Here is a 13259-nt window from a genome sequence, read left to right as displayed (position 1 = left end):
AGGTTGGCCCGAGGTTGCCCCTCGGGCAGCCCGCCGCTCAGCGCGGCACCAGTTCCACGCGCTCGGTGGTCGCCTTTTCCACCGCCTTGCGCGTGTAGACCAGCGGGAAGTATTCCCCCTTGGCCCACAGCGGCGCCAGATCGCGGTAGTGGGGGCTGGCCGGATTGCCCGACTGCCCCGGCGTGTTCACCGCGCGCGAGGCGTCCCAGTTGCCCACGTCCAGCACCATCCGGAACGAGGCCCCGGCGGTCAGCTGGAAGTCATTGTTGCGATAGCTGGTGTTCATCGGCGTGAACGACGATCCACCGATCGGCCCCGCGTTCACGTCGTACTGCTGGCGCTGGGCGGGGTCGAGAAGGGCGTTGAGCGGATGGTTGAACACGGCGGTGTGCAGCTTGCCCCACTGCCACGCCGCCGGGTCCGGCCCGAGCGCCTTCTCCACCTCGGCCATGGCCGATTTCAGTGTGGCGAACATGATCTCGTTGCGGCGCTCGACGGTCATCCAGGTGTCGGGCTGCTCCATCACCGCGATCACCCGGGTGGCATCGCCCGCGCCCACCAGCTTGGCCGCCTCCGGCGAGAGCGCCCCGCGCACGATGGCCGTGCGCAGGTGCTTGCTGAACCAGACCTCGAACAGCGCCGCCGCCGCGCTGTTGGCGCGTTCGTTGCCGTCCCAGTTGCGCAGCAGGTCCAGCCCGCGCTGGACCTGCGCGTCCGGGCTGTTGAGCGGCTTGAGCAGCGCCACCACGCGCTGGGCCGGCAGGGACACCGTGTCGTTCTGCCACGCCATCGAGTCCGCCACCGAACTGCGCGACTTGGCCCCCACCACCGCCTTGAGCCGCTGGGCGCGCGAACTGTCGCTCCACTCATAGCCCACACCGATCTTCGCGGCCGGATGGTTGGCCGGGATGTTGTTCTCGTTGGCGGTGACCACGTAGCCCGGCGTCGGGTTATACGCCCACGGCAGTTCGTCCATGTTGCGATAGCCGGCCCACTCGTAGCGGCCATCGCCGGGCACCGGCGTCAGGCCGTCCCAGTTGGGCCGGTTCACGGTCAACCCGCCCGGAATCCAGCCGATATTGCCCGAGGTGTCCGCGTAGACCTGATTCTCGCCCGGCGCACCCCAGCGGTTCATCGCCGCACGGAACTGGTCCCAGTTGCGCGCGCGCATGTAGTCCATCGACCCGAAATACGGCGCCATGCCGTAGTCCAGCCACGCGGCGCGCAGCACCCAGGCGCGCTGGGTCTTGGCGTCGGCGTAGAGCACCGGGCCGTGGCGCGTGTAGTCGATGGTCACCGTGCGCGGCGTGGCCTCCCCGCGCACCGCGATCTGCTCGGTGACGGTTTCCATCGGCTCCCAGCGGCCCTTGTAGCGATACTCGCGCGCCTGGCCCGGGTTGGTCTCGTAGACGTAGAGGTCTTCCTGGTCCATGTAGAACCGGGTCAGGCCGAAGGCGATGGTGCCGTTATGGCCGATCGAGATGCCCGGCAGGAACGGCTCGCCGGCGCCGATCACGGACAGGCCCGGCGCGTTCAGGTGGCTGATGTAGCGCAGGCTCGGGGCGCCGTGCGCGCGGTGCGGGTCATTGGCGAGGATCGGCCGGCCCGTGGTGGTGCGGCTGCCGGCGATGACCCAGTTGTTCGAGCCCAGGCTGCGCCCGGTGTCACTCGACGCATCGACCATCGCATAGAGCTGGTCCACCGGCACGTTCCCAGCCCCCGCGGCCGCAGCCTTGCTGGCGCCCGGTGTCCACCACTCCTTCGGAAAGCGCGGCGCGGCCGTGGCCAGCGCGTAGGCCTGCTTCAGCTCGGCCACGGGCAGCGCGCAGGGGTCCAGCCCCTCGGGCAGCTTCGGCTCGACCGGCGGATCGAGTTCGCGGCGCACCCAGTCGGCGCGCACCGCGTTGGCCTTGCCTTCGCAGAACACCGCCGCGCGGTCCATCTCGCCCGTGAAATTGAGCGTCAGGCCGTGGTGGCGAATCCGCACGATGTCTTCGGCGCGCCAGAGCGCCGGCTTGTAGTTCAGCACCCGGAACTCGGGCGGCAGCAGCGCCGGGTTGGCCTCCGTCTGCGCCACGTAGGCGTTCACGCCGGCCACGAAGGCTTCGGCCACGCGCTTGGCGTCTGAGCCGTAGGCCAGCCACTCCCGGTACATATCGCCCCGGAACAGCACCGCGCGCGCCATGCGGTCCCCCTCGACATAGGCCGGCCCGAAGTCCTTGGCCATCTCGCCGAGCCCGCGCTTGCGCCAGAGGTCGATCTGCCAGAGGCGGTCGCGCGCGGCCATGAAGCCCTGCGCGTAGAAAGCGTCGTAGAGCGTGCCGGCGTAGATATGGGGCACGCCCCATTTGTCGATCAGGATGCTGGCCGGCTTCTCCAGCCCCGGCACCGCGAAGCGGTCTGGGCCGGCGGCGAGGGCGGCGGGGGTGCTGAGGGTGGTGAGGCTGGAGAGCGTGGCAAGACAAGCGAGCGCGGCGGCAGTGCGCCGCAGCGGACGGGAATGGTGAAGCATTGTGTCTCCTCTTCGGGGCCTGTTGAATCAGGACTCATGAGGATAGACGAATGTGGCGCCGATGGGGCCGATACGGCGATCGTGCGCCGCCGCAATACAGGCGTTTCAGGTTCAGTAAACGTCCCGACGGTAGCGCCCGTCCTCGGTCATCGCCTGCAAAGCGTCTTCGCCGGTGATGCCGGCGAGCGCCGCGTGCACGCTGCCGGCCATGCCCTGCAGGCTGCCGCAGACATAGATCGCCGCGCCTTCGGCCAGCCATGCGCGGATGGCGTCGGCCTGCGCCGTCACGGCGTCCTGCACGTAGTGCGGCACGCAACCATCGCGCGACCACGCACGGTCGATGCGCTGCAACACGCCTTGCTCCTGCCACGCGCGCAGTTCTGCACCGTGGAAGTCGTCATGGGCGGCGGAACGCTCGCCAAACAGCAGCCAGTTGCGCCGATGCCCGGCGGCCGCGCGGGCCTTCAGCAGCGCGCGCAGGCCGGCCAGGCCCGTGCCGTTGCCGATCAGGATCAGCGGGCGGTCATCGGCAGGCGGATGAAACGCGCGATTGGCGCGCACGCGCAGCGCGATATGCGTGCCCTCGGGGGCATGGACGGTCAGCCAGCCGGAAGCCAGCCCCAGCCGGCCATCGTCATGACGGGTCTCGCGCACGAGCAGTTCGAGCCGGCCATCGGCGGGCAGCGAGGCAATCGAATACTCGCGGTGCGGCAGGGCCGGCAGGGCGTCGATCAGCGCCTGCGGGGCCAGGCCGGCCATGGTGTCGAGATGGGCATCGGGCAGCGGCAGGCGCGTGGCCAGTGCCTCGGCCAGCGTCATGGGGCGGCTGTCGCAGCGGACCGGCGTGGCGCCATCGAGGGAGAGACGGGTCAGCAGGGTCGCCACCACGTCCGGCGGCTGGCAGGGGCCGACCTCCGCGATGTCGCCAGCCGTCCACGCCAGATCGCTGGGATCTTCGGGCACCAGCGCGAGGTGCCAGGCCGGCGCCCCCTGGCTGCCGGCGTTGAGCAGCCGGCGCTCCACCAGCTGCCAGCGGCCATAGCGCGGGCGCTCCCAGTCGGCAATCTCCGCGCCGCCGCCGAGCGCGGAGAGATGGTTCTGCCAGTGGCGCAGCGCGCCGGGGTCGCCGTTGTCCACCTCGACCATGTCGAACAGCGGCTGGGCGTGATGGCGCTGCAACCAGCCGGACAGCGTGTGCCCGAAGGCGCAGAAGCGCGCGTAGCTGCTATCGCCCAGCGCGAGAATGCCGTAGCGCAACTGGCGCAGCGATTCCGGCGCGGCGCCGGACACCAGCTTGCGCGTGAAGCCGGAGGCGGTATCGGGCGCGTCGCCCTCGCCTGTCGTGCTGACCAGGAACAGCGCCTGCCCGCAGGCGGCCAGCCGCGCGCCGTCCAGCTCGGCAAAGGACAGGACTTGCACCGGCAGCCCGGCGCCTTGCAGCGCGCGGGCGGTTTGCATCGCCAGTTGCTCGGCGAAGCCGGTCTGGCTGGCGTAGGCCACCAGCGTCGGGCGCGCGGCGCCGTTGTCCTGCTGAATGAGCCCCACCCGCGCCGCGCGGCGGCGGCGATGCTGGGCGAGGATGGCGGCGCAGAAGCCCGCATAGGCCGCCACCACGCCGGCGGCCATCGCCATCCGCTCCGGGGACAGCACGGCCAGCGCGACGCCGGCAAGGCACACGGCCCAGGGCCACAGGCGTCCCACGGTCATGACAGCATGGCGGCGAACGCCGGCGAGGTAAGTTCATCGAAGCCGCGCGGCGTGCGGACCAGGAAGCGCGCCGCCAGCGCATGGCGCCGCGCGAAGTCCATGCCCGCCTGGGGCCCAAGCACGGTCAGCGCCGTGGACAAGGCATCGGCCAGCATGCAGTCCCGGTGGATCACCGTCACCGAAGCCAGCGCGTGCGCCGCCGGGTAGCCGGTGCGCGGGTCGATGGTGTGGGCAAAGCGTCGGCCGTCCTGCTCGAAGTAGCGGCGATAGTCGCCGGACGTGGCGATGGACAGCCCGAGCAGCGCCACCAGCGTGCGGGCGGCGCCGTGGGCGTTCGCCTCGGGCGATTCCAGTTCCACCCACCACGGCATGCCGTCGGGCTTGAGGCCCTGACCGCGCAGTTCGCCGCCGATCTCGACCAGATGATCGGTGACGCCGCGGGCGTCCAGATGGCGGGACACCGCATCGACAGCAAACCCCTTGGCGATGGCGCAAAAGTCCAGCGCGAGCCCGCCCGGCTGGCGCGCCCGGCGGTTCGGCACATCAACCTCGATGCGCTGCCAGCCGCAGGGCTGGCGCACGCGCGCCACGTCGTCCGGTGTGGGCGCGGTCTGGCGCGCATGCGCCAGACCTGCGGGGCCGAAGCCCCACAGGTCCACCAGCGGACCGGCGCTCGGATCGTAGGCGCCGCCGCTGTCGCGCGCCACCTGCAGCGCGGCCTGGAGCACCGCGAAGCAATCCTCGGGCAGCGTGACCCAGGCATCGGCGGCAGCGCGGTTGAAGCGGCTCAGGTCCGAGGTCTCGGACCAGTTGCTCATCTGGGCGATGACGTTGGCCAGGACCGCCTCGATCGCCGCCTCGATGCCATCCCCGATGCTTGCATCCTCCCCGCCCGCCTGCACCGCCGACACCGACCACGTGGTACCCATGGTCTGGCCGGCCCACTGCCGCACGCGCCCGCCCGCCGCCGGGGTGGGCGGCGGCGCGGAGAGCGAGGTGGGAATCAGCACGCGCGGCATCGATCGGTCTTACTGGGGCAGCACTTCCACGGTCACCGCGTAGGCCGCGCGGCGGGCCTTGGCCTGCTTGACCGAGGTCTTGTCGTCGCGGACATCGGCTTCCATCCAGTACATGCCCGGGGCCGGCCACTTGACGCTGAACTTGCCGTCCGCGTCGGTGGTGACGCTCAGGTCGTTGAGCTTGTCGCGATAGCGGATGCCGCCCGGCACGATCTCCACCTTCAGGTTGCTGGCGGGCTTGCCGTCCAGCAGCAGGCGGAAGCTGGCCGTATCGCCCGCCACGAGGTCGTTCGGGTGGGTGATCGGGGCCAGCTCCAGGCCGCGGCCCGTGGTCGACAGCGCCTGCTTGGACGGCTTGCCGGCGGTCACGAAGGCTTCCACGCGGCCGGCGTTCTCGGTCACCTGCAGGTCCTGCGCGTTGGCCGGCACGTTGCTGGCCAGCGCCTCGGCGGTGCCGCGCCAGCGCTTGGTCTGGCCGCCTTCCTTCCACGAGGCGAACACACCCTGGTTGATCACGGCCACGCGGTAGGTGCCCGGCTGCGTCAGGTGCAGGTCGAAGGTGCTGCGGTACTTGCCGGTGGAGGCGTTCTCGGCCTTCACGGCGGCGCCATCCGGGCCGGTGACGACGAGGTTATCGAGCCGCATCGGCACGTGTTCGAAGTAGAACAGGTCGTTGGAGACGGCGGCGTCCACAGTCACCCAGGCGTCGTTGCCAGACAGCACGGTGGCCGACGGCAGCAGCCACTGGCGGTGGGCGTGGGCGGCCAGCGGGGCCAGGGCGGCCAGCGCCAGCACGGCGGCGCGCATGGCAAGGCGTTGCGGGAAGCGGGCAGGCTTGTTCATCGTCAGGCTCCAGTCAATCCAGTGATTCGGGGTGAGAACGGATGGGGTGCGGGTCAGGGCTTCAGTTCGACGGTGACGCCGCCGAGTTCGTGTTCGCCCTTGGCACGGGCCGTCTGCGCGGATTGCGGCGGCCACGTGAACGGCACGCGCACCAGTTCGCGGCCCCCGACTTCGCGCGCGGCCTCCACCACCAGTTGGTAGTCGCCGGCGGGCAGCTTACCGAGCGGCGACTTGCCGGCGGAGAACGACACCGCCTGCTCGCCCGGCGCACGCGTGGCGCCGGAGATGCCATCGGCCGGCATCTGCATGTCCCGGCCCGCCTTGCGCCACCACTGGCGCATGTCCTTGAGCCACTTGGTGCCTTCGCCGTCCTTGTTCTTGCCGTCGTACCAGACCGCCAGCGTGGAAACGGGGCTCTGATCGGCGCGCTCCACCCACATCGCCACGTAGGGGCGGTGGTACTCGGCCACGGTGAGGCGGGGAATATCCACCTTGACGTTCAGGTCGGCGGCCATGGCGGGCGCAAGCGGGGCGGCGGCCAGGCCGGTCATGGTCACGGTAAGGAGTCGGCGCATCGGAACTACCTTTTCTGGTTGGATGGAATGCAAATCAGTGAATGAACACGATGGCGAGCAGCAGCGGCACCACCAGCCCCGCCCCCACCAGCGGCCAGGTGGCCATGCGGCCACCGGCGTGCAGCTTCAGCAGGAACAGCCCGGTGAGGCTGAAGACGAGGCACGCGAAGGCGAACACATCGAGGAACAGGCTCCACGCATGGCCCGTGTTGCGGCCCTTGTGCAGATCGTTGAAATAGGAGATCCAGCCGCGCGAGGTGGCTTCGAACTGCACCTCGCCGCTGTCCAGCGCCACGCTGACCCAGGCGTCGCCGCCGGGGCGTGGCAGGGCCACGTAGAGTTCATCGGCGGACCATTCGGCCTCGCGGCCTTCGGCATCCACATGGAGGGATTCCGACAGCCATTGGGCCAGCACGGGCGGCACGGGCGCTTTTTCGTTCTTCTGGGCGGCGCCGGCCGGGGCCGCGCGTCGGAGGGCGGCCAGCACGTCACGCGGTGCGGTTTCGCTGCGGGTGACCACGCTGGGCCGGGCCTCGATCTGGCCGGCATGGTTCAGCGTGAAGCCGGTGATGGCGAACAGCATCATCCCGATCAGGCAGATCGCGGAACTGATCCAGTGCCATTGATGAAGATGCTTGAGCCAAAAGGCGCGGCGCTGCTGGCCGGAGGCCGGCGGGTTGTCTGTCATGCGGGTGAGAAAGGGGGCGCGCGGGGCGCGCGCGGGGGGCGCGGCGGCATGTCGATTAGCCGCAACACCTAGATGGTAATGGTTCTCATTTGTTGAGGCAATCTGACATGACGTAGTCGACACGCTGTCATGGTTACGGTGCGTTACACCCCGTGCGCCTCTTGCATCACCTTACCCTATCAGTGTTTCCCCCCGATCAAGATCCTTGATGACCGCGCCGTTATGGCACCCATAGAGGGCGACAAATCGATCGCCCCGAGCGGGTTCAGACAAGGAAAAGGAGGAAAACGAATGCTGCAAAATCTCAGCCTGAGAAAAAAGCTCATGCTGCCGCTGGTGCTGAGCTGGATCTGCCTGCTGGCCATCACCCTCTGGAATGCCTGGGAAATGCGCGCGCTGCGTTTCGAGGACCGCAAGCTGTCACTCGAACATGTCACCGATGTCGCCAACTCCATCGTCACCGAATACGAAGCGATGGCGCGGGCCGGCAAGCTGCCGGTGGAAGAAGCCCAGAAGCAGGCGCTGGACCGCGTGCGCGCGCTGCGCTTTGGCGCGGACGGCTATTTCACCGTGATGCGTTCGGATCACGTGGTGCTCATGCATGCCATCAAGAAGGAGCTGGATGGCAAGAACATGGGCGACATGAAGGACCCCAACGGGGTCTACCTGTTCCGCGAGATCGCCGCGCTGGGCAAGAACCCGGGCCACGGCTTCGTCGAATACCTCTGGCCCAAGCCGGGCGCCGAGGCCCCCCAGCCCAAGCTGAGCTACGTGCTGAACTTCAAACCGTGGGACTGGGACTTCATCGCCGGGCTGTACCTCGATGACATCCACGCCGAATTCCGCCGGTCGCTCTGGGAAGCGCTGGGCTGGCTGCTGGGCGTGGGCGCGCTGATGAGCGTGGTGATGGTGCGGGTCTCCATCAGCCTGCAGAAGCAGCTGGGCGGTGAGCCCGCGCTGACGTCGCAGATCGCGGCGCGCATCGCTGAGGGCGACCTCGCCTCGCATGTGCAAACCAAGCCCAACGACCGCGAAAGCGTGCTCTACAACATGCAGCAGATGCAGGCGCGCCTGACCGGGGCCATCGGACAAATCCGAGGCTCGGCCGATTCGATCGCCGGCGCGGCACGCCAGATCGCGGCGGGCAACGTGGATCTGTCGCGCCGCAGCGAGGAGCAGGCCGCCTCGCTCGAGGAAACCGCCGCAAGCATGGAGGAGCTGACGAGCACGGTCCGCCAGAGCGCCGACAACGCCCGGCAGGCGTCGCGGCTGGCCGAAGGCGCCTCGGACATCGCCGTGCGCGGGGGCCAGATCGTGCACCAGGTGGTGGGCACGATGGGCGAGATCAAGGCGGCGTCCGGCAAGGTGGTGGACATCATCGGCGTGATCGAGGGCATCGCCTTCCAGACCAACATCCTGGCGCTGAACGCGGCAGTGGAAGCCGCCCGCGCGGGCGAACAGGGCCGCGGCTTCGCCGTGGTGGCCGGCGAGGTGCGCAGCCTGGCCCAGCGCTCGGCCACGGCGGCCAAGGAGATCAAGGCCCTGATCGACAACTCGGCCCAGCGCGTGGAAGACGGCTCGGTGCTGGTGGAAGGCGCCGGCCGCGCCATGGAAGAGATCGTCGAAGCGGTGAAGCGCGTGACCGACCTGATGGGCGAAATGCGCGCCGCCACCGAAGAACAGACGGGCGGCATCGAGCAGGTGAACCAGGCGGTGTCGCAAATGGACCAGATGGCGCAGCAGAACGCGGCGCTGGTGGAGGAAGCCACGGCCGCAGCGGCGTCGCTGGAAGATCAGGCAGACGCCCTGCACCGGGCCGTGGGGCAGTTCAGGTTGGCAGGGGCAATCTGAAGCAGGTGTTTCGACAAGGGTGTTGAAGCCCGCAGGCCGGTCTGGCTGCGGGCTTTTTTTGTGGGTTGTCGTGGAATCGCCGGAACGCCCGGTTCTGGTGAACTGGGAGAGACCGGGAACAGCGTATGATCGACGGCATGCTGCCGATGGCTGCCGAAGCGCCCCCGATGACCAACGATCCTCACCTGTCTCCCAAGCTGCATCTGACTGCGAAGCATGGATTCGCGCTGCATGACAGCCGCCAGCCCGTTTTTCACCGGGGATGGCATATCCACGACTGCGGCATGCTGCTGTGGCCGCGCATGGGGAGACTCAAGACGACATGGAACGATGTGTCCGGCGAGCCGGACTCGCCGCATGCCGTTTCGCTGGTGCGCGGCACCGCAGTGCTGCTGCCGGCGTCGATCTCGCATCTGACGGCATCCGAGCGCGGGCGCCAACAGCATGGGGAGCTATACCTGCCGCCCGACCGCCTGCCCGCCGGTCGACCGTTTGGCGCCATGCATCTGGACGCCGCGACCATCGCAATGCTCGAGGCGCTGCTGGCGCCGGGGATCTCGGCGACGAGCGCTTCCTGGCTGGTGCGCGCCATCGTGGAGCAACTGATGAGCAGCCGGCCGCTGGCGATACCCGAAGAGCCGGCATCCGTGGCACTGCGCATGGTCCGGCGCTTCCATCAGGCGCTCGAACGCGACCTGCCCTTGCCTTCGATCGATACCGTGGCCAGCGAGCTGGGCGTCTCGATCCGGCATTTGCAGCGCGCTTGCCAGATCGAGTTCGGCGTGACGCCCGTGGCACTCAGGCGTCGCATCCTGGCTACGCATGCACGCGCCCTGATCGCGCAAGGTCAATCCGTCGCCAGCGTCAGCCTGGACCTCGGCTTTTCATCCAGCGGACATCTGCACCGCTTGCTGCGCGAGGCCGCCGATCCGTCATAGGCGCGGCGGACTTGCGACCTCATCCCGCCATCACGACAGCATCGATCTCGATCTCCGTCCACGCCCCATCCGGCAGGCTCGACACACCCAGCGCGCTGCGAGCGGGCAGGGGCTGATCGGGGAATGCCGTACGCAGGACGGCCGAGGCCGCATCGAGCACGGCCGGATGATGGGTGAAGTCTGACGCCGCGCGGATGAAGCCGCGCAGGCGGACGATCTGGATGACGCGTGACAACTCGCCGTCGCAAGCCACCCGAAGCGCCGCCAGCGCGTTCAGCATCGATACTTCGGCAGCACGGCGGGCGGGTTCCACATCGGCTTCGCTCTGGCATTGGCCTGCCATGGCCACGCCTTGCTGCCGGCATACCTGCCCGGCGATCGACACCCAACGCGATGGCCCCACCTCCACCGCGCGATACGGCGCATAGCTACCACGCGGACTGGACACCGCGGGCATGGCAAATCCTGCGGCAGCAAGCAAGGCTTCGGGAGAACTGACCGTCATGCGTGGCTCCATGCCACGCCGCCACTGAGCCAGCAGCCGTCGGGCTCGCCTGAGTCCCCATGGCGTGGAGCCACGAGGATTTCCGAAGGGCTGCCCATGGCATCGCCCTGCCGGACTGCGATGGACGACACCGTTCGACCCTGGCCACGCAGTGGGTCCGCCTGGTTCAGATACCCCCACAACGCCGCCGCAGCGATGCCGGTGGCGGCGTCTTCGGGATAGCCCGACGACTTCGGAAACTGCCGCGCATGGACGACGGGCTGCCCGTCCGCTTTAGGCGCCCCGAACGCATAGGGATAGAGGCCAGTCGAGCCGATCGACGCGCATAGCGGCTCCATGGTCGAGAAATCCGGCTGCAAACCGTCGAGCATCGCCACGGATGGCAGGCAGACAAGCGTCTTCACGCGGCTGGTCGCGGCATTGATGGCCGCATAGCTGCCGGCAGGCAGGCCGAGCTGCATGGCCACGCGGTCCGACGCCCCGGCATCCAGCACCTCGGTACGCACTGCCGGCTGCGAAATCCAGACGCGCTGCGATGCGTCGTCCCAATACGCCAGCACGATGCCACTCAGCGTTTCGATGCGCGCCGTCGGCGTGGTCCAACGCCCCCACTGGCGCAGCGCCCACAGCGTGCCCACCGTGGCATGACCACACATCTCCATCTCGTGCTGCGGCACGAAGAAGCGAAAGCGCCAATCGCAGCCGATCTCGCTCGGCAATACGAATGCCGACTCGTGTCCATGCGTTGCGGCAACGCTTTGCATTGCCGGCGCGCTCATGCCACGCGCGTCGGCGACCAACGGCACCGGATTGCCGCCTTGCCCATCGCGCACGAACACCCGGATCAGATTGACGTCACTCACCTATGGCTCCCACGGACTTGGCAATCTTGCCCCAGTATGGGATGTCCTGCTGGACGGCAGCCTGCAGCGCGGACGGCGTCCCGGGGCGCGCGGTCACGCCTTTGCCGGCAAGATCGTCGGCGACCGCCTTGTCGGCGAGCACCTTGTTCAACGCGGCATTGAAGCGATCGACGATCGCAGCGGGCGTCCCCTTCGGAAAGGCGATGCCGTACCACAGTTGCTGCTCGAAGCCGGGCACACCCTGGCTGGCGAACGTCGGAACTTCCGGCAACAACGGCGTGGAGGCCGTCACAGCAATGGCGGCAACCTTCCCAGCCTTGATGTAGGGCGCCAATCCGACCGGGTTGTCGAACATGATCTGCACCTGACCGCCAATCAGATCGGTGTAGGCCGGTGCCGCGCCACGATACGGGACGTGGACCATCGGCACACCAACGAACTTCTGGAACTGTTCGCCCATCAGGTGCGACACGGTGCCAACGCCTACCGACGCAAAGCTGTGCTGCGACTTGTCCGCCTTCAACCGGGCGACGAGCGTCCGGGCATCGGCCACGCGCATGGCGTTGTGGACGGCCAGCACATAAGGCGATGTGCCGATGAAGCCCGCATAGGCGAAGTCCTTCGCCGGGTTGTAGGCCAGCTTCGGATAGAGCGCGACGCTTACCGCATGCGTGCTCGTCGTGACCACGCCCACCGTGTAGCCATCGGCGGCGGCCCGCGCCACGAAGCCCGAACCGATCGTGCCGCCAGCCCCGCTGCGATTGTCGATCACGACAGGCTGCCCGAGTTCGCGCTGCAGCAGCGGCTGGATCGAGCGAACCACGAGGTCGGTACCGCCACCAGCCGGGAATGGCACCACCATGGTGATGGGCTTCGCCGGCCAGGTTTCCGCATGGGCGGCGACGGAACACGCTGCGACAGCGCCCGCCAGCAGGGCGCACCAGGCCCTGCGCGTGGATATGGACAGGATGGACATGTGCACTCCCCTTGTTGGAATGCATGCAGTCTAGAAACGCGTCGACCCGCCCTCAAACCGGAATGCGACGTTCAGCGATCCAAAATGCGCTCGCGGCAGATCCGGCGTCCAAAGCGCCCGACAGATCAATCGGCCGGTGCCGGTACATGCCCCCTGGCGCGTGCTGCGCTGGCTGCCACGGCGGCAGTGCGCGTTTCCACGCCGAGCTTCTCGAAGATGTGCTCCAGGTGCTTGTTGACGGTTCGCGGGCTCATGCCGAGGATGTCGGCAATATCGCGGTTGGTCTTGCCACGGGCTACCCACGACATGACTTCGGCCTCACGCCGCGTGAGTGCCGCCGTGGACGCGAGCATGTCGGCGCTGCCTTCCGCTTCGCCATGGCCGCGCAGGATGGCCTCGCGCAGCGCGCGCGCCTGCCGCGCCTTGCCGACGTGGGACCGCACGCGGGCCACCACCTCGGCGATGGCCACCGGCTTGGTGACGTAGTCGCACGCGCCTACCTCGAAGCCCCGTACGATGTGCACCGTATCGCCCAGGCCGGTCATGAAGATGACGGGGAGGTCTGCGTGGCGGTCCATCAACGCGGCACAGGTGGAAAAACCGTCCATCCCGGGCATATCCACGTCCAACAGCACCGCATCCGGGGAAAAGTGGGCCAGCGCGCCGAGCGCAGCGTTGCCGCTGGCAGCGGTGTGCACCAGCATGGCTTCGCCGCCCAGCGCGCGGGTCAGGAAGCTGCGCGCGTCGGCGTTGTCGTCCACCACGAGCACACGTGTTTCGGA

General features: G+C 68.5%; 12 protein-coding genes. 2 read left to right on the top strand and 10 right to left on the bottom strand.

The window, feature by feature from the left end:
* Window positions 1-37: 37 nt before the first annotated feature.
* The 6 genes from AC1DFU_RS04715 to AC1DFU_RS04690 all read right to left on the bottom strand — a co-directional run bounded on the left by AC1DFU_RS04715 (window position 38) and on the right by AC1DFU_RS04690 (window position 7344).
* Complete coding sequence (locus AC1DFU_RS04715) at window positions 38-2512, bottom strand: penicillin acylase family protein (RefSeq protein ID WP_441591266.1); 2475 nt, start codon at window positions 2510-2512, stop codon at window positions 38-40.
* A gap of 111 nt (window positions 2513-2623) precedes the next feature.
* On the bottom strand, window positions 2624-4219 hold the full coding sequence (locus AC1DFU_RS04710) for a sulfite reductase subunit alpha (RefSeq protein WP_144197569.1): 1596 nt from the start codon (window positions 4217-4219) through the stop codon (window positions 2624-2626).
* Window positions 4216-5238, bottom strand: a complete 1023-nt coding sequence (locus tag AC1DFU_RS04705) for an FAD:protein FMN transferase (protein WP_441591265.1) — start codon at window positions 5236-5238, stop codon at window positions 4216-4218. The genes AC1DFU_RS04710 and AC1DFU_RS04705 overlap by 4 nt, the downstream gene beginning before the upstream one ends.
* A 9-nt stretch (window positions 5239-5247) precedes the next feature.
* On the bottom strand, window positions 5248-6081 hold the full coding sequence (locus AC1DFU_RS04700) for a DUF4198 domain-containing protein (RefSeq protein ID WP_441591264.1): 834 nt from the start codon (window positions 6079-6081) through the stop codon (window positions 5248-5250).
* A 53-nt stretch (window positions 6082-6134) separates the two neighbouring features.
* A complete protein-coding gene (locus AC1DFU_RS04695) occupies window positions 6135-6656 on the bottom strand; it encodes a DUF2271 domain-containing protein (RefSeq protein WP_092293907.1) in 522 nt (173 codons plus the stop codon).
* Window positions 6657-6690: 34 nt separating this feature from the next.
* Entirely contained in the window at window positions 6691-7344 is a 654-nt protein-coding gene (locus AC1DFU_RS04690) for a PepSY-associated TM helix domain-containing protein (RefSeq protein ID WP_092293909.1), read from the bottom strand.
* Between the two features lie 291 nt (window positions 7345-7635).
* Between AC1DFU_RS04690 and AC1DFU_RS04685 the strand changes: the two genes are divergently transcribed.
* Together AC1DFU_RS04685 and AC1DFU_RS04680 are read left to right on the top strand one after the other, a co-directional pair.
* Window positions 7636-9195: a methyl-accepting chemotaxis protein gene (locus AC1DFU_RS04685; protein WP_092293911.1), complete on the top strand. Its 1560-nt coding sequence runs from the start codon at window positions 7636-7638 to the stop codon at window positions 9193-9195.
* 125 nt (window positions 9196-9320) lie between these two features.
* Entirely contained in the window at window positions 9321-10133 is an 813-nt protein-coding gene (locus AC1DFU_RS04680; protein WP_369823413.1) for a helix-turn-helix transcriptional regulator, read from the top strand.
* A gap of 19 nt (window positions 10134-10152) precedes the next feature.
* Here AC1DFU_RS04680 and AC1DFU_RS04675 read toward each other — a convergent pair whose 3' ends face one another.
* The 4 genes from AC1DFU_RS04675 to AC1DFU_RS04660 all read right to left on the bottom strand — a co-directional run bounded on the left by AC1DFU_RS04675 (window position 10153) and on the right by AC1DFU_RS04660 (window position 13247).
* Entirely contained in the window at window positions 10153-10638 is a 486-nt protein-coding gene (locus AC1DFU_RS04675) for a RidA family protein (RefSeq protein ID WP_092293914.1), read from the bottom strand.
* Window positions 10635-11501, bottom strand: a complete 867-nt coding sequence (locus AC1DFU_RS04670) for a PhzF family phenazine biosynthesis protein (RefSeq protein WP_441591263.1) — start codon at window positions 11499-11501, stop codon at window positions 10635-10637. Before AC1DFU_RS04670 ends, AC1DFU_RS04675 begins: the two co-directional genes overlap by 4 nt.
* Window positions 11494-12477 carry a Bug family tripartite tricarboxylate transporter substrate binding protein gene (locus AC1DFU_RS04665; RefSeq protein WP_441591262.1) on the bottom strand — a complete coding sequence of 328 codons (984 nt, stop codon included), beginning with the start codon at window positions 12475-12477 and terminating at the stop codon, window positions 11494-11496. The genes AC1DFU_RS04670 and AC1DFU_RS04665 overlap by 8 nt, the downstream gene beginning before the upstream one ends.
* 125 nt (window positions 12478-12602) lie before the next feature.
* Complete coding sequence (locus AC1DFU_RS04660) at window positions 12603-13247, bottom strand: response regulator transcription factor (RefSeq protein WP_441591261.1); 645 nt, start codon at window positions 13245-13247, stop codon at window positions 12603-12605.
* Window positions 13248-13259 lie beyond the last annotated feature (12 nt).

It is taken from the genome of Cupriavidus sp. 10L45 (assembly GCF_056395225.1).
The sequence above is the reverse complement of the archived record's forward strand: the minus strand, read 5'-3'. Positions and strand labels throughout refer to the sequence as shown.